The sequence below is a fragment of the Terribacillus jepli genome, assembly GCF_047228925.1.
Classification (GTDB): Bacteria; Bacillota; Bacilli; order Bacillales; family Amphibacillaceae; genus Terribacillus.
Map to the genome: position 1 here is coordinate 41,039 of NZ_JBFEGH010000010.1, position 20,515 is coordinate 61,553.

The 20,515-nt window shown below is 46.5% G+C and carries 21 protein-coding genes; 16 read left to right on the forward strand and 5 right to left on the reverse strand.

Annotated features, from left to right (window positions below; genetic code table 11):
* Nucleotides 1-152: 152 nt before the first annotated feature.
* Nucleotides 153-449, forward strand: coding sequence for a HesB/YadR/YfhF family protein (locus tag AB1K91_RS12135; RefSeq protein ID WP_413090099.1), 297 nt, complete (start codon nt 153-155; stop codon nt 447-449).
* Between the two features lie 31 nt (nt 450-480).
* Here the strand turns inward: AB1K91_RS12135 and AB1K91_RS12140 are convergent, their stop codons facing one another.
* Nucleotides 481-1,731, reverse strand: coding sequence for a M20/M25/M40 family metallo-hydrolase (locus tag AB1K91_RS12140; RefSeq protein ID WP_413090100.1), 1,251 nt, complete (start codon nt 1,729-1,731; stop codon nt 481-483).
* 208 nt (nt 1,732-1,939) lie between these two features.
* Here AB1K91_RS12140 and AB1K91_RS12145 point away from each other — a divergent pair, with 208 nt between their 5' ends.
* From AB1K91_RS12145 to AB1K91_RS12205, 13 genes are all read left to right on the forward strand, one after another.
* Entirely contained in the window at nt 1,940-2,749 is an 810-nt protein-coding gene (locus AB1K91_RS12145) for a basic amino acid ABC transporter substrate-binding protein (RefSeq protein ID WP_413090101.1), read from the forward strand.
* A gap of 79 nt (nt 2,750-2,828) precedes the next feature.
* The gene (locus AB1K91_RS12150) at nt 2,829-3,542 is read left to right on the forward strand and encodes an amino acid ABC transporter permease (RefSeq protein WP_413090102.1); all 714 of its coding nucleotides are present in this window, start codon (nt 2,829-2,831) and stop codon (nt 3,540-3,542) included.
* Nucleotides 3,481-4,203: an amino acid ABC transporter ATP-binding protein gene (locus AB1K91_RS12155; protein WP_413090103.1), complete on the forward strand. Its 723-nt coding sequence runs from the start codon at nt 3,481-3,483 to the stop codon at nt 4,201-4,203. The genes AB1K91_RS12150 and AB1K91_RS12155 overlap by 62 nt, the downstream gene beginning before the upstream one ends.
* Before the next feature lie 376 nt (nt 4,204-4,579).
* Nucleotides 4,580-5,356 (forward strand): ABC transporter ATP-binding protein, encoded by a 777-nt coding sequence (locus AB1K91_RS12160; RefSeq protein WP_413090104.1) that lies wholly within the window; start codon nt 4,580-4,582, stop codon nt 5,354-5,356.
* Nucleotides 5,343-6,158, forward strand: coding sequence for an ABC transporter permease (locus AB1K91_RS12165; RefSeq protein WP_413090105.1), 816 nt, complete (start codon nt 5,343-5,345; stop codon nt 6,156-6,158). The genes AB1K91_RS12160 and AB1K91_RS12165 overlap by 14 nt, the downstream gene beginning before the upstream one ends.
* 10 nt (nt 6,159-6,168) lie before the next feature.
* The gene (locus AB1K91_RS12170) at nt 6,169-7,179 is read left to right on the forward strand and encodes an ABC transporter substrate-binding protein (protein ID WP_413090106.1); all 1,011 of its coding nucleotides are present in this window, start codon (nt 6,169-6,171) and stop codon (nt 7,177-7,179) included.
* A 174-nt stretch (nt 7,180-7,353) separates the two neighbouring features.
* Nucleotides 7,354-8,154 (forward strand): zinc transporter ZupT, encoded by an 801-nt coding sequence (gene zupT / locus AB1K91_RS12175; RefSeq protein ID WP_093724815.1) that lies wholly within the window; start codon nt 7,354-7,356, stop codon nt 8,152-8,154.
* A 68-nt stretch (nt 8,155-8,222) separates the two neighbouring features.
* Nucleotides 8,223-9,173 carry an aminopeptidase gene (locus tag AB1K91_RS12180; protein WP_413090107.1) on the forward strand — a complete coding sequence of 317 codons (951 nt, stop codon included), beginning with the start codon at nt 8,223-8,225 and terminating at the stop codon, nt 9,171-9,173.
* Nucleotides 9,174-9,288: 115 nt separating this feature from the next.
* Nucleotides 9,289-10,413, forward strand: coding sequence for an ABC transporter ATP-binding protein (locus AB1K91_RS12185; RefSeq protein ID WP_413090108.1), 1,125 nt, complete (start codon nt 9,289-9,291; stop codon nt 10,411-10,413).
* Nucleotides 10,414-10,479: 66 nt separating this feature from the next.
* Nucleotides 10,480-11,004: a YfiT family bacillithiol transferase gene (locus AB1K91_RS12190; protein WP_413090109.1), complete on the forward strand. Its 525-nt coding sequence runs from the start codon at nt 10,480-10,482 to the stop codon at nt 11,002-11,004.
* 101 nt (nt 11,005-11,105) lie between these two features.
* Nucleotides 11,106-11,891, forward strand: a complete 786-nt coding sequence (locus AB1K91_RS12195; RefSeq protein WP_413090110.1) for an SDR family oxidoreductase — start codon at nt 11,106-11,108, stop codon at nt 11,889-11,891.
* Between the two features lie 28 nt (nt 11,892-11,919).
* A complete protein-coding gene (locus AB1K91_RS12200) occupies nt 11,920-12,822 on the forward strand; it encodes an NAD(P)/FAD-dependent oxidoreductase (RefSeq protein WP_413090111.1) in 903 nt (300 codons plus the stop codon).
* Nucleotides 12,823-13,070: 248 nt separating this feature from the next.
* The gene (locus tag AB1K91_RS12205; protein WP_413090112.1) at nt 13,071-13,196 is read left to right on the forward strand and encodes a hypothetical protein; all 126 of its coding nucleotides are present in this window, start codon (nt 13,071-13,073) and stop codon (nt 13,194-13,196) included.
* Nucleotides 13,197-13,384: 188 nt separating this feature from the next.
* Here AB1K91_RS12205 and AB1K91_RS12210 read toward each other — a convergent pair whose 3' ends face one another.
* Genes AB1K91_RS12210 through AB1K91_RS12225 form a run of 4 tightly spaced genes read right to left on the reverse strand, consistent with a single transcriptional unit; the run spans nt 13,385 to nt 18,561 of the window.
* Complete coding sequence (locus AB1K91_RS12210) at nt 13,385-14,533, reverse strand: mannitol-1-phosphate 5-dehydrogenase (RefSeq protein ID WP_413090113.1); 1,149 nt, start codon at nt 14,531-14,533, stop codon at nt 13,385-13,387.
* Nucleotides 14,533-14,964 carry a PTS mannitol transporter subunit IIA gene (locus AB1K91_RS12215; RefSeq protein WP_413090114.1) on the reverse strand — a complete coding sequence of 144 codons (432 nt, stop codon included), beginning with the start codon at nt 14,962-14,964 and terminating at the stop codon, nt 14,533-14,535. The genes AB1K91_RS12210 and AB1K91_RS12215 overlap by 1 nt, the downstream gene beginning before the upstream one ends.
* 2 nt (nt 14,965-14,966) lie before the next feature.
* Nucleotides 14,967-17,051, reverse strand: coding sequence for a BglG family transcription antiterminator (locus AB1K91_RS12220; RefSeq protein ID WP_413090225.1), 2,085 nt, complete (start codon nt 17,049-17,051; stop codon nt 14,967-14,969).
* A gap of 22 nt (nt 17,052-17,073) precedes the next feature.
* The gene (locus AB1K91_RS12225; protein WP_413090115.1) at nt 17,074-18,561 is read right to left on the reverse strand and encodes a PTS mannitol transporter subunit IIBC; all 1,488 of its coding nucleotides are present in this window, start codon (nt 18,559-18,561) and stop codon (nt 17,074-17,076) included.
* A 314-nt stretch (nt 18,562-18,875) separates the two neighbouring features.
* Between AB1K91_RS12225 and motA the strand changes: the two genes are divergently transcribed.
* Together motA and motB are read left to right on the forward strand one after the other, a co-directional pair.
* Entirely contained in the window at nt 18,876-19,667 is a 792-nt protein-coding gene (motA, locus tag AB1K91_RS12230; RefSeq protein WP_413090116.1) for a flagellar motor stator protein MotA, read from the forward strand.
* On the forward strand, nt 19,664-20,467 hold the full coding sequence (gene motB, locus AB1K91_RS12235) for a flagellar motor protein MotB (protein ID WP_413090117.1): 804 nt from the start codon (nt 19,664-19,666) through the stop codon (nt 20,465-20,467). Before motA ends, motB begins: the two co-directional genes overlap by 4 nt.
* The last annotated feature ends 48 nt before the right edge of the window (nt 20,468-20,515 follow it).

Sequence of the window (20,515 nt, forward strand, 5' to 3'; positions counted from 1 at the left end):
TTGTTCCTGGGAACATATAATGATATTTTTTTGTAAACTACTCTAGAGATTGTAAACTTTTTATTAATAATTATCAACGTTTTCGCGTGAATTTTGTCGAATGAGGTGCACTTGGCTACTATTTGTTATAGTTGTATAGAAGGGGTGAAATTATGCAAATCTCCATTACAAAGCCTGCATCGAACTGGTTTGTTCAAGAAATGGATCTTGAGCCAGGCAGTGCGGTGCGTTTCTATGTCCGCTATGGCGGGTTTGGAGGCATTAAGGAAGGATTCTCACTCGGGATTTCCGCAGAACAGCCGAATGACCCAATTGCGAGTGAAGAAGTACAGGGAATCACGTACTTTGTCGAGCGCTCGGATGCGTGGTATTTCGAAGGGGTAGACTTAAGTGTCAAATACTCACGCAAATGGGATGATATCCAATATGAATATCCTCCGCATAATTAAAAAATGAGCAAGAGCCGCAAGCGGCTTTTGCTCATTTTTGTTCCCGGACAGGCAGCAATGGAGCAGCAGTATCTTTGATGCCAACCATTCCGAGCAAGGAAAGCAGGATTCGCTGCGGTCCGTAAAAAGCATCAGTCGGATCGAAGAATTCCTCTAGCGTATGGTGTCCGCCGCTATTGCCGCCGCCACCAAGTGTCAGGGCAGGGATGCCAAGGCTGATTGGCACATTTGCATCGGTACTAAGAGGTTCTTCCCGCTCGACCTCGATGCCAAGAACTTCAGCAGCCTGGAGGGCGATCTGACGAATCGGCGCATCTTTTGGCTGGCTGCCTGCAGGTCTGTCCCCGACGAGTTCACATGTTACAGATATGCTGCCTGGCTGCTTTCGTGCATCTCCCTCTGTCTGTGCCGCCTCTTTGATAAGTGCCAATGCATTTTCCTCCAATTCAGCCAGAGCTTCACCGGATACAGAGCGTAAATCAAGCTGGAAACCGGCATCCTGGGCAATGGTATTGATGGATGTGCCGCCATGGATCGTGCCAACGTTGTATGTCGTCTTCGGATCCTCAGGAACAGTCATATCCGCCAATGCAGCGATAGCCCTCCCAGCTGCATGGATGGCACTTGAGGTGCCGAAGTCGCCAAAGCTATGACCGCCTTTTCCTTTAAAGGTTACATTGTAGCGCTTGCTTCCGACGCCGCAATAAATCAAGTCACCTGGAGCACCCGGCTCCACAGAGATAAAGCCATCCACATATGTATTCTCATGGAAAAATGCCTTCATCCCGCGTAAATCTCCTAAACCTTCTTCGCCAACATCCGCGAGGAAGATGATGTCGCCTTCTGTTTCAATCTTGTTCTCTTCCAACGTTCGCAGCAATGTGAGCAGTACAGCTAAACCGCGGCCGTCATCTCCGATTCCAGGAGCATAGACAATACCATCTTCGATTTTTGCTTTCACATTCGTTCCTTCAGGAAAGACGGTATCCAAATGGGCTGCAATGACAACCGTAGGTCCGCTGCCGCTGCCTTTTCGTATACCATATACATTTCCTTCTGTATCCGTCTTCAAGTTTTCCAAGCCGAATGCGGCCATTTTTTCTTTGAAAAAGATAGCGCGGTTCGTTTCTTTGAATGGAGGAGCCTCCACTTCTGTCACTTCTATCTGGTCTTTTGTCGTCTGCTCATTATCCTGTTTGAGAAAATAAAGTGCATCCCGGACTTGCTGAAGCTCAACTAGCTGTCCGAATTCCTTTGCGAAAGTTTCGCTGGTTGCTGTCATATGTCTCCCCTCTTTCCTATGGTATACGTGTACTGTAACACAAAATCACAATTTACCGACTATTTGAAATGAAAGAATAGTCTTAAAGTAACGATTAGTTCTATTTTTGTATTTACAAGACATAGGATGTTATGTAAAATAAATGCACCGGAATGAATATTTATAGATTTTATTGCAAGTTTACAATATAGATAGAAAAGGGAGATCGATGATGAAATCAGTAAAGAAGCTCATGGCAGCAGCTGGACTTATCAGTGTTTTATTTTTAAGTGCATGTATATCGAACGAAGAATCAAGCGGTTCTGGCGAGGAGAAGCTTACTATCGGAACTGAAGCAACGTTCGCTCCTTTTGAATCGATGGAAGGAGATAAAATCGTCGGATTTGATGCAGATTTGCTGGATGCAATCATGAAAGAAGCAGGGCTGGATTATGAATATAAAAACACTGGCTGGGATCCAATGCTTGTTGGAGTAGAGGATGAAACGCTGCAAGCAGGTATGGCTGGTATAACAATAACGGATGAAAGAAAAAAAACGTATGATTTCTCTATGCCATATTTCGAAGCAACACAGGTTATCGCTGTACCGGAAGGCACTGACATTCAATCCGCTGAAGATATCAAAGGAATGAAGATCGGTGTACAGAATGGTACGACAGGTGATGAAGCTGCCCAGAAGCTTGTTGGGGAAAACAGCAGTGATCTTTCTAAATACGATTCATCCGCTGCGACAATGATGGCACTGCAGAATGGTGATGTAGAAGCTGTTGTGACAGATATCGCAGTAGCGCAGCATTATGTCAAGAACAATCCTGATGCCGATCTAACTTTGGTTGAAGATGAAGATAATTTTGAGCAGGAATATTACGGTATGCTGCTTCCGAAAGACAGCGAGCATAAAGAAAAGATAGATGAAGCTATCCAAACGATCATGGAGAACGGAACGTATGAAGAAATCTATCAAGAATGGTTTGAAGGCACTCCAGATATCGAAGCTCTTGAGAGCGCACAACCATAAGGAGAAACATATAGCGTAACGAAAATAACCGTTACGCTATATTTACGTTTGCTTTATAAGCTATACTGAGGTGAAAAAAATGGATTTTAGATGGGAAATTATTGGTGAATATTTGCCTTTCTTCATGAGAGGTCTTGGTTATACGATTCTGGCGTCCTTGATTGGATTCCTCATTGGTGCTTTGATCGGTTTGGTGATTGGGATGGGAAAAAGTCTGTCCAATCCGATACTCCGGCTGCCATTCATTTGGTATGTGAATATATTCAGGGGTACCCCGCTGCTCGTACAGATTTTCTTGATTCATTTTGCGGTGATGCCTATTTTCATTAAGCCGCCAGAGCCGCTAATATCCTTGATTGTTGCATTGGCATTGAATTCTGCTGCTTATATTGCAGAGATTTTCCGTGCCGGTATCAACTCGATCGATAAGGGACAGCGTGAGGCCGCTTATAGTCTCGGTATGAATCACGCGCAAGTGCTGCGGCATGTCGTCCTTCCGCAAGCATTCAAACGCATGATTCCGCCGCTTGGCAATGAATTCATTGTCTTGGTGAAAGATTCTTCGCTTGGAGCAGTCATTGCAGCGCCGGAACTGTTTTACTGGGGCAGAGTGGCAGTTGGGGCGTATTCCCGGGTTTGGGAGCCATATTTAGCTGTAGCCGTTTTGTATTTTGTCGTTTGTTTAGTATTATCATATGTACAGAGCTTTTTAGAAAGGAAGTATGCGACAGATGATCAGCGTAAAAAACCTAAAAAAAACCTTCGGCGATCTCGAGGTACTGCGGGACATTAACGTCGAAATCAAAGAAAAGGAAGTAGTCGTTGTCATCGGTCCTTCCGGTTCCGGCAAGTCCACTTTCATACGCTGCCTCAATCGGATCGAGGATATCACGGATGGTCATGTTTATATAGAAGGAACAGATATCTCAAATAAAAAAGTGAATATCAATAAAGTACGGACAGATGTCGGTATGGTATTCCAGCAGTTCAACCTGTTCCCTCATAAAACAGTATTGGAGAATATCATGCTTTCCCCGATGGTTGTCCGCAAGTGGAAAAAGAAGGATGCGGAAGAAAAGGCATTAGCGCTGCTGCGTAAGGTTGGCCTGGAAGACAAAGCGGGCGTTTATCCTGAGTCTCTTTCCGGCGGGCAAAAGCAGCGGGTTGCCATTGCCCGTGCCTTGTGCATGGAGCCGAAGGTGATGCTGTTCGATGAACCGACGTCTGCATTGGATCCAGAAATGGTCGGAGAAGTGCTGGAAGTCATGAAGCAGCTTGCCAGGGAAGGGATGACCATGATCGTTGTCACGCACGAAATGGGCTTCGCTCGCGAAGTGGGTGATAGGGTCTTGTTCATGGATGGCGGTTATATCGTGGAGGAAGCAAATCCGGAGGATATTTTCAGCAATCCGAAGGAAGAACGGACAAAAGCTTTCTTAAGTAAAGTATTATGACAGGTACAGCCAGTGCATTCATGCACTGGCTGTTTTCTTATAAAAAGGGCGTCATATAATCTTACAAGTTTGCTGTCATCCTATATTCCCTATGCTAAAGTAAAGATAAGATTTTCGGGTAACTAACGAACTGTAACCTATAGTTAACATTCGTCATGTTCTCGGTTAATCCCTCTCATTTGCAAGCAGAATGCATTGTTCGGCTTGTCTTACAGCTTGTACAGGTGATATGTTGCGTGGCATATCCGACTGTGCAGGCTATTTTTTTGTACTTTTTGCAGAAATAAGGAAAATTGTGCTGGACATGCCATGAATTTGTAATCATTTAGCACGCTCCTGCGTATGATGGGTCTATAGAAATGACAGGAGTGGCGCCATGTATAAATTAAAAGTCGTAGATGCTAGCAAGATATTCAGACGCGACGGACAGGAAGTCATTGCATTGCAAGAGACAACAATGCAAATACCTGCTGGACGCTTTGTCAGTATTATTGGCCCCAGTGGCTGCGGCAAGTCGACACTCTTCAATATGATTGCCGGGCTAATCAAACCTACCACTGGAAGGATTCTTTTGGATGGGCAGAATATTGTCGGCAAGAGTGGTTATGTCGGCTATATGCTTCAAAAGGATCTGCTGCTGCCGTGGCGGACGATCTTGGATAATGTGATTCTCGGTCTGGAGATCAAAGGTATATCGAAGAGGGAGGCGAGAAAAAGGGCGCAGCCATTACTGGAAAGGTATGGATTGCAAGGATTTGAAAATAATTATCCCCCGGAGTTATCAGGCGGTATGCGTCAGCGGGCAGCTTTGTTAAGGACACTGCTGTATGATCAGGACGTCATTTTACTGGATGAACCATTCGGGGCACTGGATGCACAAACCAGACTCCAGATGCAGGAATGGCTGCTTCGTATTTGGGAGGACTTTCAAAAAACAATTCTCTTCATCACCCATGACATAGATGAAGCCATCTTCTTGTCTGATGATATTTACGTCCTGTCTCAGCGACCGGGGAAATTGAAGGCAAAAATCCATGTGGAACTGGAACGGCCCCGTACAGAGGAAACGCTGCTGTCGGATGATTTTAGATCATTAAAGCAAACATTGCTGGATTTGCTTAGAGAGGAACCGAGAGAGAATGGCACAACCTGAAAAAAAACGTTACATCGAGGACGAGAAAAAACGCCAGCAGCGAATGAAACGGATAGTATTTGGAGGACAGATTGGTCTCGGAGTTCTGGTGATTGTGTTGTGGGAGGTCCTGACACGATACGAAGTGATGGATCCATATTATTGGAGCAGCCCAAGTACAATCTATGAGACTGCCAAGATTGCTTTTTTGGAAGGTACGCTTTGGAATGATTTAGTCTATACATCGCTTGCTACATTGGCCGGCTTTGCGTCAGGGACATTGATTGGTTCATTGATCGGTCTGTCTTTTTGGTGGTCGGCTTATTATTCGCGAATATCCGAGCCATACTTGATCGCTTTCAATGCGATTCCGAAGCTGGCGCTTGGACCGGTCATTGTCATTTTGTTCGGCATCGGGTTCTTTTCCAAGGTAATGCTGGCATTCCTGATGACCGTCATTGTCACCGCGCTTGCAGCACATAGCGGAATTAAAGCGATAGACAAAGATCTGGAAAAGCTGCTGTATTCCTTGGGAGCCAAACGCAGACATGTGTTCACGAAAGTGGTCGTTCCGACAACGATGCCATGGATCGTAAGCAGCCTGCGGATCAATATCGCATTGGCGCTTGCCGGGACGATCGTTGGGGAATTCATCAGTTCCCGTCAAGGAATCGGCAGAATGATCCTATATGCTGGACAGATTCTGGATATCGATCTTGTTTGGGTCGGTGTCGTCGTATTGTCGATATTGTCTTTGCTCATGTACGCAGCGACGGTCAGCCTGGAGAAATTATTGCTTCGCGGTCAAGAGCCAAAACAATAGGAGGTGTCCCATGAAAAAAGCGCGTTTTTTTGGTGTGTTCTTTTTGGCTGTCCTGCTTGGTATCCTGGCAGGATGCACGGGTGGTGGAGGTGAAGAGAAGGAACTGAAGAAAATAACCATTGCCGAACCGGTGCATTTGACCGGCTACCTGCCGCTATATGCAGCAATCCATGAAGGATATTTTGAAGAAGAAGGTTTGGACGTGGAAGTGGTTACCGCAACTGGCGGAGCGCATGTAACGACTGTCGTAAGCGGGGATGCCTGGGGGAATATCGCCGGTCCGGATTCGAATGCACTAGCCAATATCGACTCGAATGATCCAATCGTCTCTGTGGTCAACGTCGTCAATCGGGCCAATGTCTACTTGATGGCTGGCGGAGACACGCCACCAGCGGGAGCATCAGAGGAAGAATTGGCAGCATATTTGGAAGGAAAGACAATTGCAGCAGGGCGCTATGGCGGCAGTCCGAATTTACTGACACGTTACTTGATCATGGAACTAGGCATGGAGCCAGGCAAGGATGTCCTGCTTGAGGAGCCTGCCGATGCAAGTGCTGTTGTATCGTTGGTGGAGAATGGTCAGGCGGATATTGCCAATGGAGCCGAACCGCAAATATACGATGGAATTGAAAAAGGGGTCTGGAATGAACCGTTCTACGGCTTTCCTAGTCTGGGAGATTATCCATATAGCGTCATCAGTGTGAAGCAATCCACCATTGATGAAGATCCAGAAACGGTCCAGAAATTCGTAAATGCTATTACAAAAGCTTTGAAAGCAGTGGATGAGGATGAAGAATTGGCGATGGGGGTATTAAAGAAGGAATTCCCGACAACCGATGAAGCAAGTCTCCAGGCCTCTCTTGATCGGGCATATGCGGATGAGCTTTGGAGCAAGGATGGCTATATTACAGAGGAAGCAACGGATAAAACAATGGATGTGGTAACGAAAACCGGTGTGTATAAGGGAGATTATCAGTACGAAAAATTGGTCAATATGGAGTTCGTCGAAAGCTTGGAATAGTCAGGGCTGGCAATCCAATTGCCAGCTTTTTTTCTTGTAAACTTGGGCAAGTTACAACCATATAGTATGGAAGGGCAAGGAACACGCATACTTAAAAGTTTCTACTAGGAAACTTTATTGTTATAGTGCATAATGAAAGGATAACAGATTGTCAGCAAAACGAGGAGGGCAACGATGGACGAAAATGTATTACTAGCCTTGGGTTTGACCTTGATGGCGGGCCTTGCAACAGGTATAGGCAGTCTGATGGGATTTTTCACTTCCACAACGAATACAAAATTCCTATCACTCAGTCTTGGATTCTCTGCCGGAGTGATGATATATGTCTCGATGGTCGAAATCTTCGTCAAGGCGAAAGATGCCCTGACTGGCGCGATCGGTATCCAGGCGGGCAACTGGGCCACGGTAGGGGGATTCTTTGGCGGCATGATTCTCATCGCACTGATTGACAAAGTGATACCGAAGCAATCCAATCCGCACGAAGGCAAAAAAGTCGAGGAGATGGATAGTCCGGTTCAGAATCAGGCTTTGCTCAAAATGGGTACCTTCACTGCTTTGGCAATTGCGATTCATAATTTCCCCGAAGGGATCGCTACCTTCACTTCTGCCTTGCAGGATCCATCACTTGGGGTAGCCATTGCCATCGCCATCGCAATCCATAATATACCAGAGGGGATTGCTGTCGCCGTACCTGTCTACTTTGCGACAAACAATAAAAAGAAGGCTTTTGGTCTTTCTTTCTTATCTGGACTGTCGGAACCCGTAGGTGCCATTCTTGCTTACCTTGTTTTGATGCCGTTTCTGAATGATATAATGTTCGGGGTCATTTTTGCTGCCGTGGCAGGGATCATGGTCTTTATCTCACTGGATGGATTACTGCCAGCTGCCAAGAAATATGATGAAGGCCATACGTCGATTTATGGATTGATCAGCGGCATGATCGTGATGGCAGTCAGCTTGCTATTGTTTATCTGAATCAGGAACCGTTTGCTTAAGCAGGCGGTTTCTTTGTGTATAATAGGAGGAAACAGGAGGGATGCACAATGGGAAGTAAACTCGTGGAAAATAGCAAGAATGCCTTGATCAGCAGCCTGGCGCTGAGAAGAGAAGAAACACTGCTTATTGTTACGGATGACAGCAAAAAGGAGCTGGCAGAAGCTCTTTATGCAGCTGGCAGATCAATCGGGGCGGAAACATTGCTGCTTGTCATGCAGGACAGGGAGAAATCCGGTCAGGAACCGCCAAGCGGTATTGCTGAAGCGATGAAGCATTGTGATGTGGCTGTTTGTATCACGGAGCATTCCCTGACACATACACAGGCGAAAAAGGATGCCGTCGCAGCTGGGGTCCGTGTTGCAACGATGCCAGGGATTACATATGATATGTTTTTGGAAGGCGCAATCAGTGCGGACTACGATACAGTTGAAAGTATGACATATGAAGTTACCGAGAAATTAAGCCGGGCGCATCAAGTGCGTGTTGAAAAAGACAGTGAAGAATTGGTGTTTTCCATCAAAGGCCGCAGCGGTGTCCCTAGCACAGGGATTTACCGGAAAAAAGGGCAATCCGGTAATCTGCCTTCGGGCGAAGCGTTCATTGCACCATTGGAAGGTACAGCCTCTGGACGTATTTGGATCGATGGCTCGATTTCAGGTCTTGGCAAGCTGGAGGAACCGATTCTCCTCACAATCGAGGAAGGGCGTTTGACAGCAGCTACCGGCCGGCAAGGGGACATGCTGCTGCGGATGCTGGGAGACGGTCATGGCCGCAATGTTGCCGAATTCGGTGTTGGTACGAATGACAAAGCACGAATCACCGGTAATGTTTTGGAGGACGAAAAAGTATATGGGACGATCCACATCGCTTTTGGAAGCAACAACACATTCGGCGGTGTTGTCGCAGCCGGCGTCCATATAGATTGCGTGGTGAAAACCCCGACGGTCTTTTTGGATGATGTATTGCTCTTAAAAGATGGGGATATGAAGCGCGGCTAAATCGCGCTTCTTTGGCATATCGCACAATAAAAGCGCTTACATTTTGTGCAAGTGACAAATGGAATCAAAAGTCGAAAAGAGGTAAAGTAAAGATATACAAAAAGGAGGCGCTTACATGGCAAAGATAGAGTTGAAAAATATCCAAAAGGTCTACGATAAGAACGTTACGGCAGTTGAAGACTTCAACTTAGAAATAGATGACAAAGAATTCATCGTTTTCGTTGGTCCCTCCGGCTGCGGAAAATCGACTACTTTACGTATGATTGCTGGTTTGGAAGAAATCTCAGGCGGTGACTTCTATATGGACGGAGAACGAATGAATGACGTCCCGCCAAAGGATCGGGATATCGCCATGGTATTCCAGAACTATGCGCTTTACCCACATATGAACGTATACAATAATATGGCATTTGGTTTGAAGCTCCGTAAATTCAAGAAAGATGAAATTGACAAACGTGTTCAGGAAGCCAGCCGGATCCTTGGACTGACAGATTATCTAAATCGGAAGCCAAAAGCACTATCCGGCGGTCAGCGCCAGCGTGTAGCACTGGGGCGGGCGATTGTCCGGGATGCGAAAGTATTCTTGATGGATGAGCCGCTTTCCAACTTGGATGCAAAGCTGCGGGTGCAAATGCGGGCAGAAATCCAGAAGCTCCACCAGCGCTTGCAGACGACTACTATTTACGTAACGCATGACCAGACCGAAGCAATGACGATGGCGAGCCGGCTTGTTGTCATGAAAGACGGTATCATCCAGCAGGTGGGTGCGCCGAAGGATGTTTACGATAATCCGAATAATATGTTCGTTGGCGGCTTCATCGGCTCACCATCCATGAACTTCCTCAACGTGACCATCCAAGATGGCAAAGCGAAACTGGGAGATGTCACATTCCAGCTTCCGCCAGCGAAAAAGAAGATGCTGCAAGATGCGGGGTATGGCAGTGGGGAAGTCGTGATGGGAATCAGACCGGAACATATCCATGATGCCGATTACGAAGAAAGCCTGGCGTATGCTCATGAAGTAGAAGCAACAATCGATGTTGTCGAATTGATGGGTGCCGAAAGCTTTCTCTACGCAGATATGGCCGGACAGGAGTTCGTAGCCCGAGTGGATGCCCGTTCCGATATCAAAGGCAAGGATAAGCGCAAGCTGTTATTCGATATGGATACAGTGCATTTCTTCGATAAAGAAACAGAAGGTCGAATCACCGAAGCAAACGCCGCCTCACAAGTTTCCTGATTTAAAGACTGTACCCAGTGGGTGCAGTCTTTTTATGATAAAATGAGAGATGATGGAAGGAGAGGTTTGATGGACAGAAGATATCCTATCGGTCAGTTTCATGTGGAAGTACCTATATCGGAAGTACATACAAAACAATGGATAGAAGAGATCAGCCAGCTGCCTGAGCAGTTGACCCTGCTCGTAAAAGGGCTGTCGGAATCTGAGCTCCTGTATACATATCGGGAAGGTGGTTGGACTATCAAGCAGCTAATACATCACATAGCCGATAGTCACCTTAATTCTTACATCCGCTTCAAATTGGCGCTGACGGAAGAAAATCCAACCATTAAACCTTATGAAGAATCAAAATGGGCCGAGCTTTGGGATTATGAAATGCCTCCTCAATCAGCTTTGGATTTACTTGCAGCCATCCATCGGAAATGGGTCGTTTTGCTTCGTTCACTTAGCGCTGAACAGCTTGAACGAACATTCCGGCACCCGGACTCTGGGGAAGTGAATTTGAAGGAGAACATCGGCATCTACGCTTGGCACGGCAAGCATCATTTAGCTCATATTCGTTTGGCTTTGGAAAACGACAATAAACAGTAAAAGAGTATCCTGCGAGGATACTCTTTTTTATTGTAACGTGGTTTTACTTAGATAACAGTAAGGAAATAACTATGTAGATAGATAAAGGAGTGGATGACGGGATGGATGCATCATTGGACGGAAAAGTTGCGGTCGTAACAGGGGCGGGATCTGGTATCGGAAAGGCTGCTGCAAGAATGCTCGCTGACAACGGTGTCAGGTTAGGATTATTCGATATGGATACTAGCGCTGTTGAGCAAACCGCTGTTGAAATTAAGGAAGCGGGTGGAACCGCAATAACCGCTGCAGTCGATGTTTCTGATGGCAGCCAGCTCAAACAGGGATACAGACAAATGCTTGATGCGTTTGGACGGTTGGATGTCGTCTTTGCTAATGCAGGCATCAATGGCACTCTTTCTCCCATTGAACACTTGCCCGAAGAAGATTGGGATAAGACACTTGGGACGAATGCGAAAGGCACTTTCCTGACGGTCAAGCTCGCCATACCGCATATGAAAGAGCGGGGAGGCAGTATCATCATCACCAGCTCGATAAATGGAAACCGGACATTCTCTGGTTTCGGTATGAGTGCCTACAGTGCATCTAAAGCGGCACAGACGGCTTTTGGTAAGATGGCCGCCTTGGAGCTATCCAACTATCGCATCCGGGTGAATGTCATCTGTCCAGGAGGAATAGAGACCAATATCGACAAACGAACGAAGAAGGATGAAGAACATTTGGCGGAAATCACCATCCCGAAAATATTCCCTAAGGGACAGCATCCATTGAAAGGGAGACCAGGAAAGCCGGAAGATGTGGCATCCATTGTCTGCTTCCTGGCATCTGACGCTTCCGGACATATGTCAGGAAGTGTCCTCTATGCGGATGGTGCGGAGACGTTATTATGATTATTGAAAGCGTTAGGAGGACGTGTAGATGTTTGATGTTATCATTATCGGCGGCGGGATTGCCGGGGTCCAGGCTGCTATCCAGTTTGGCCGTTACCAGCGAGAAGTCCTCGTACTGGATAAACGAAACGATGGCAGATCCCATTGGTGTAAAAGTTACCATAATTTAATAGGCTGGCCCGATGGGGTTTCAGGCAATCATCTGCTGGAGTTGGGACGTAAGCAAATTGAATCGTACGGCTGCATCAAGGTCGAACAGCAGGAAGCGGTGGAAGTGGAGAAGTGGAAGGAAGGTTTTACAGTCAAAACAGCAGATGGCCATACCCATGATGCGAAACTACTGCTATTTGCCACCGGGATAACGGACCGGATACCAATCAAAGAGCTGTACCCGCTGCTTGGCACAGACGTTTATGTTTGTCCGGATTGTGATGGATACGAAATCAGCGGGAAGCGGACTGTAGTAGCTGGATCAGGGGAAGCTGGGGCGAATTTGGCTGTCATGCTTTCTTACTGGTCCAACGATATCGTCTATATCAATCATGAACAGGAGCCAGTTTCTGAGGAAATATTCGAGAAATTGAAAAAGCACTCGATTGAGTATTATGAACAGCCGATTCAAGAAGTCGTGCTCAATGAAGAGCAGCAATTGGAAGGCTTCATGATAAATGATGGAGAAAAACTGTGGGCGGAGAAAGCCTTTGTCGCTTTCGGTAAGAATCGAGTGAACAGCCAGCTGGCAGAATCATTGGGTGTGGAGCTTCACAAAAACAAGCATATCGAAAATAATCCCCGAACGAAGGAAACGAATATAGAAGGTGTCTGGGCTGCTGGAGATATTACGGTGCATTCCGAGCAGGTCAGCATTGCAATGGGGGACGGTATGCAGGCAGCGATCTGGATGCAAAAGCGTCTGCTGAAAACAAGATGAAAAGACAGTGCAGCTAATGACGGAGAATTTTACGCATCAACTGTCTGCGGGAATGTGGCGTGTCTCCAGACATGAATGATGAATTTACCCAATTCTTACCCCGCCATTTAGATCCAGAGTAAAAACAATAACGAATAAAAAAGCAGACAAGCACGGGACTGATCCCATAAGCTGAGACAAATAAAAACACCTTCAAGGTTGAAAACGGATCGTTGTTATCCGAAATAAGACTTGGAGGTGTTTTTTCTATGGGGACAAGAGTGGGTTATCCGGCAGAGATTAAACAAAAGGCAGTAAATATGCTGCAAAAGCAGCAGCTGGGCACCTTCCTCACAGTTGTTAGTATGCAAAGAATCATTAAACGCCTAGCGTAACTCGTAGTTAAAGTGAAAGTAGTTTTCCATATCGAAGGCCTGAGGTCCGTAAATTATCCATTATCTGCCCCTTTGCATTTGGCAGGAAGTGTGGGGAAGGATGGCTATTGCATGCTGGCATAAGATGAATGAATCAACATGAAAAAAAGTGGCTCTGCTGCGGCAGAACCACTTCCTTACATAAGGTTTCACTGTACCTTTCGTCGTTCATACTTTTCAATTGCTTTCGTCACAAGCTCGCTATCTTTGGACTGCCCGCTGATATGGGATAAAGCAGAAGCTGCTCCTTCAGCTTTGATGCGTTCTTGCAATTCTTTTGCTTCATCATCGCCTTCTGGATTGAACTCCAATGCATAAGCGATTGTCGTAAGTAGCGCATCAGCCGATTTGCCTTGTTCCAGCAATGCTTGAGCTGGATAAACCAATCTGTCTTTCGGTCCAAGCTTGCGGATCGGTCCGCGGCCTACGCGTGTCACCATATCGGAAATGTATGGATTTTGATAACGCTGCAGGATTTTCGCAATGTAGTGGGCCAAATCATCTTCCTCAAAGCCCCATTTTTCCTGCAGCAGGGAACTGGTCTCTTCCAGAGCCTGCTTCGCAAGCTTTAGGATTTCTTCGTCCTTTATTGCTTCGATGATGGTTGCGTAGCCTTTGGCATAGCCTGCATAGGCAATGGCTGCGTGACCTGTGTTGACTGTAAGGAGCTTTCTTTCGATATATGGTTCCAAGTCATCGACAAAGGTGATAGCTTCTATAGCAGGAAGGTCACCTTGCCAGTTCCTTTTCTCCACAACCCATTCAAAGTATGGCTCCACTTGAACAGTCAGCAAATCCTGCTGCTCCTGGATCGGCACGATTCTGTCAACGGCTGCATCGCAGAATGCTGTATAGCTTTCTACTAGCTCGATATCCTGCCCATCAATATGTGCCATGACAAACTCACGCAATTGACTCGAGCCGCGGATCATGTTTTCGCATGCGATCACGTGGATCGGCTTGGGCTGTTTGGCACGCTTGACGAGTCCTTTGGCGATGACTGGTGCTACATGCGGCAGAACGGATGGACCAACTGCGGTGGTTACCAAATCCGCCTGTGCGATCGCCTTGATGACAGCTTCTTCTTCTGTTGCACTGTTGAGGCCGGTGACACCTGTAATGGTCTCGGAATGTGTTTCTTCTTGTGCATAAACCACCTCATACTGCTGCTTTTCTTTTAGTGCAGAGATGATATCGCTATTCACATCCGCGAAAGTCACTTGGACCTCAGCATGAGAGAGAAGTGCTCCTATAAATCCTCTGCCGATATTGCCGGCACCAATGTGTACGCTTTTCATTACGCATCCACCTCAGAGAACATGTCCATGATCTCTTGTTTGCTTGTTGCATTGACAAGCTTATCGATGTTTTCCTCCTCTGAGCAAACGATGGCAATTTGTGAAAGGATGTCCAAGTGTTCATTGTTTTTGCCGGCAATGCCGAAAACAAGCTTCACTTCATTGCCATCGAATGTAACGCCTTGGGGCGCCTGGATGATGGAGATACCGGAAGCAAGAACCTCGCCTTTGGCATCTTCAGTACCATGTGGAATTGCTACAAAGTTACCCATATAAGTTGAAGTCAATGCTTCACGTTCAATCATTTTGTCCACATATGTTGTGTTGACGTAGCCATTATCCACAAGGATCTGCCCGGCTTTCCGGATGGCATCCTCCTGATTTTCCAAGGTTGTGTTCAATAGAATATTTGCTTCTTGTAATACTTCCATGATTACCCTCCTAAATGATCTGTGAATTGCTGGATGTGGGCAGTAAGCAGCTGCGCCAATTCCTTGCTGAGTGCCTCCTGATCCGCAGCACGGATCAGAGGCTGGATATGTTCTTCCAAAATGAAAATACTGATTTTGCTGAATAGCTCGTAACAGCTTAAAGGCAAATTGTCCGGTGCAGCAAGGATGAAAAGGCGGTCAGCCTCCATCGCTTTATTATCCATCCCCTTTATTATGACAGGAGAGGAGAGCGCCATCATCCAAAATGCCGGCTGTTCGATGTTGCTGCTGCGACTGTGGTACAGGGCCATCCTCGTTTCAGGAATTCCCATTCCGCCGAGTTCATCCCTTTGTTCAAGCAGGGAAGCGAGTATTCCTTGATTTCCGATGATGCCAAGATCGGCAGCTTGTTGATCGATATGTGAGAATAGATCCATCTTTTGCTGATAGTTTTCATCAACCTTAAAATTATCCCAGACTATTCGTATCACAGCTGTCAATGTCTTCAGTTCCTCTAATTTTGAATCAAAAGCCGAAACGGTCGGAAGTGCTGATGGAACCGTTTCAGACGGTGCTGCTTGTTTTCTTTTTTTATAAATGACCGGCAGCTCTTGCTGGATAAATGCATCCACTCGTTTGACATCGGGACCGGGCAAAAGCGGATTGACAAGTAAGTATTCCCGATGGAATTGGTCGAGGCTGATCGTCGAGATCAGCAAATCAAACCTTTCCAATTCCAAATCCCTTAATTCAAGGAAAGATGACAGTGTCACTTGTGTGATTTCGGGAAATTCATTTTGCAGTCTGCTGGCCAGCATTTTGGAAGTGCCGATTCCACTTGCGCATACGACTAAGGCGTGCAATCGCTGTCTGCTTTTTTGCCTTTCCCTTGCTGAAGCGAAGTGCAAAGCCAGAAAAGCCACTTCGCCCTGTCCGAATCGATAAGTGGGGAACACTGTTTCGAGGGCTTGGCGGACAGCTGTCACGATTTCCTGATAATCTTGTTCAATTTTCTCCGTAAGCGGATTGTATGTTTGGATACCTTCCCTTGCGCGGCTGATCGCAGGTTCGATGTGGGCGAGCAGTCCATCGGTGAACGTTTCGTCCTTGTCCAGCTGAGGCAGCTGGATATCGGCTGCGACCGTCTGGATGAAGGCTTGCACTTGCAGCTCGAATAGCGGGTCGGAACGATGTGTCGTTTCATTCCGCTTGGCTCCTTGAATCTGTACTGCGATATAGCCGATCTCCGAAGCCGGAAATGTAATGGAGAAGGTAGTTTCCAATTCCCTGCTTAGCGCTGCGGCAATCGTATATTCTTCCGTTTTTTGTAAAGATTCAAGTAAAGGATGTGATAAGGTTACCAATTTATCCTGCCGTATTCTTTGAATCGTAATACTGATATACGTGATAAGCGCAACATATGCGTTATCCGCAATGGAATACGGCAGTTTGGTCAAATGATCCATTACATATTTCTCCACTGTTGTCATGCTCTGTACTTTGATGATGTTTTGAAGGAACTGATGCAACGTCTGTTCTTCATAATCCTTCGTGAAAGAATAGATGGAAGCTTGATCCAGCTGCTCCATCATGAGCTGGACGAGTACTTTCCTCTTTTCATTCTCTTCGCCTTCCAGCTCAACTCCAACACCGCGGCGCCTTACGATGGATAGCGAATAATCAGCTAGTCTTGCTTCCAATGCATCCAAGTAAACAGATATAGCTGTTTTCGATAATTGTACTTCATTTGCCAAATAGGCAACCTTAACCGGTTCGGCAGCTTCAACGAGCAAGTAAAGCAAATGGAGCAGCCGCTCTTCTTGTGTCGTATCCACTTCGACCGCATCGCGCAGCTGCTCTTGCAACGCTTCCATCTGAGCATTGTCTCCTTCGATCCGGATACCTGATCCGGTGACACGAAGCAATGATAGCTTATTCTCAGCGAGTGTCCGTTCCACTTGCTTCAATTCCCGGTGAATAGTTCGAGAGCTGACATTCAAATGCTCTGCCAGCTCTCGGATGGAGATGAATTGGTGTCTGGAACGCAGCAATTGCAGGATTATTCTTCTTTCTCTGCTGCTAACCATTTCCAAATCAATCACTCCTTACTTATGCTTGATGCTTTTTGAGGTTCTCGATCAGCTCTGCATATTTCGGACTGTTCAAGAAGTTTTCCACTGAGATATGCTCAGCATCCGGACGCTTATTGCGTGCACGGTCTGTTAGATTTTTCTGGGTGATGACAATGTCAGCATCATCCTGGATATTGGAGATGGCTGCGTTATCGACTGTTATATCAGTCAAGCTGGCATCTTTCAACTTCTTGCGGAGAAGGGAAGCACCCATCGCACTCGAGCCCATCCCAGCATCACAGGCGAACGTGATCTTATTTACATTGCTGTAATCGAATGTTCCGCTGCTCTGATCTTCATGCAGTGCCGCTGTATCCAGTGTTTCAGCAGCTTCATCCATAGCACCGCCGGTTTGGTTGATCCCGACTGCAGCTGCAGGTTTTGTACCCTTCATTTCCTTAGACTTTGCAGTTGCTTCTTCGATATCCGTTTCGGAAGCTTTACTGCTCTTCATGATGACTGCAGAGATAGCGAATGATACTGCAGCTGCGCCTAAAATACCAAGCGACAAGCCGAGATAATCACTTGGGTTGCCCATCAAGAAGATTGCGATGATACTGCCTGGTGATGCCGCGGCACGAAGACCGACATCCATCAGGGAGAATATAAGTGTTCCGGCTACACCGCCGCCAATTGCAGCAACAATCAAAAATGGTTTCATCAGGATATACGGGAAGTATATCTCATGGATTCCACCGAAGAAATGGATGATTGCTGCTCCTGGTGCAGATGCTCTTGCACTGCCTTTGCCAAAGAGCATAAAGGCAAGCAGGATACCTAATCCGGGACCCGGGTTAGCTTCCAATAGGAACAGAATGGATTTACCGACTTCAGCCGATTGCTCCAGTCCAAGCGGTGTGAAAATACTATGGTTGATTGCATTGTTTAGGAACAATACTTTCGCTGGTTCTATCAAAACGTTGACAAGCGGCAGAAGACCAAGTCCTACAAGCCAATCAACGCCAGCTGCTAATACATTCGTCAATCCTTCAAGCAGCGGACCTACAAAGTAGATAGCGCCAATTGCTAATGCGCCGCCGATGATACCGGCAGAGAAGTTGTTGACAAGCATTTCAAAACCAGAACGGACTTTGGATCCGATATGCTGATCAAACAGCTTGATGGCATATCCGCCAAGCGGACCCATCGCCATCGCTCCAAGGAACATCGGTGTATCCGGGGAACCGACGATCGCCCCCATGGTGACGATTGCCCCTACGACCCCTCCTCGGATATCGTGGACGAGACGACCTCCAGTGAAACCAATCAGCAGCGGTAATAGATAAGTGATCGATGGACTGACGATTGCTGCAATCGTTTCATTCGGGAAATACCCATCTGGTATAAATAACGCTGTAATAAGACCCCATGCGATAAATGCGCCGATGTTCGGCATCACCATGCTGCTCAGGTACGAACCAAACTTTTGAACTCGAGCGCGGACACTGGCTTTTTCCTGTGCCATGCTTTTTCCCCCTTTTATATGTGTGCAAAATAAATGAATAATGTAGTGCTTGCTTCTATCTTACGTCCCATGTATGCGATTTCACAACAGAAACAAACACCACCTTTGTCACTTGTCTTCCTGCCAACTGTGTCCATTCACTCAAGTATCCTTAAAAGAAATTGTTGCAGTATGCGGCGAATGTAAATATGACACTTTTGTTACTGATTTCCTCTTAGCTTTTAAAAGAAACGTAAAATTCATGAAAAAAGATACAGATTTTATGAATGTATCCGATATTAAGGGTAATCAAAAATTTTTAGGAGAATGGAAATATGGATAAATCATCAATCATTGGTGTCATATTGGGCTTGGTTGCCGTCGGAGTCGGTATGGTATTGAAAGGCGTAAGTCCAGCAGCACTTATCAACCCTGCTGCCATAATGATCATCATCGTAGGTACAGCAGCATCGGTCACATTAGCATTCCCGGGAAATGAATTGAAACGATTCCCGAAACTGCTTGGTGTAGTATTCAAAAACAAGCAGGAATTCGATACAAAAGAGCTTGTCCGCATGTTCTCGGAATGGTCGCAAATCAGCCGGAAAGAAGGGCTGCTGGCATTGGAGAATAGCGCTCGTGATGTAGAAGATGACTTTTTGCGTAACGGATTGAGCATGGCCGTTGATGGGGAATCACCAGAATATATCCGCAATGTGCTGAATGAAGAAGTCGATGCATTGGAGGAACGGCATGCAGTTGGTGCAGCCATCTTCACGCAGGCCGGCACTTATGCACCTTCATTAGGGGTTTTGGGAGCCGTTATCGGGCTTATTGCAGCACTTGGCGACATTTCGGATATCGATAAGCTGAGTCATGCCATTGCTGCTGCCTTCGTCGCAACGCTGATGGGGATTTTCACGGGGTATGTCATCTGTCACCCGATCGCCAACAAACTGAAACGGAAGACACAGCAGGAAGTCCAGCATAAGCTGCTGATGGTGGAAGGTATTCTTTCCATATTGGAAGGAGAGACGCCGCGCATGCTGGAACAGAAGATGTTAGCTTACTTGCCGAGTAAGGAAAAAGCTGAATTTGCCGAAGCTGAAGAGGATGTGGCAGTATGAGCCGGAAGCGCAAGCGCAAAAAACATGAAGAACATGTGGATGAATCCTGGCTGCTTCCGTATGCCGATCTTCTGACCCTGCTGCTGGCGCTTTTCATTGTCCTTTTTGCCAGCAGCTCGATTGATGCGCAGAAGTTCAATAAGATTTCTGATACTTTCAGCAATATCGTTCATGGCGGTGAAGGGCTGTTGGATTCCAATACGAGCATGACGCCGGGAAGTGAATCGGACTCTGCCATAATCGATCAAAATAATGAGGAAGAAAAGAAAGAAGAGACAGCTGCTGAAGAAAAAGAGAAGGATAACGAAGCTGATTTGGAAGCAGCGGAGCAGGAAGAGCTGAAAAAAATCCAGGAGAAAATCGAGACATATATCAAGGATAAGGACCTCAGTGATAAATTCTCAACCGATTTGACGGACGAGGGCTTGTTGCTGACGATCAACGATAATGTCCTGTTTAACTCGGGAAGCAGTGAGGTCAGTGTCAAGGATGAGGAGATTGCAAAAGAAATCTCCGACTTGCTTGTCATGGATCCGCCTCGGGAAGTAATTATCAGCGGCCATACCGATAATGTACCGATCAGCACATCGTCGTATAATTCCAATTGGGAACTAAGCGTGATGCGTTCGGTCAACTTCATGAAGTTGGTATTGGAGAATGATAAGCTGGATCCACGCTGGTTCAGCGCCAAAGGGTATGGGGAGTACAAGCCGATTGCATCAAATGATACACCAGAAGGCAGGGAAAAGAACCGTCGAGTGGAAGTTTTGATACTGCCGCGAACTGCCGAAACAGACTAACAGTCCTCTAAGGGCTGTTATTTTTTATTATGGAATGAAACTGCCTAC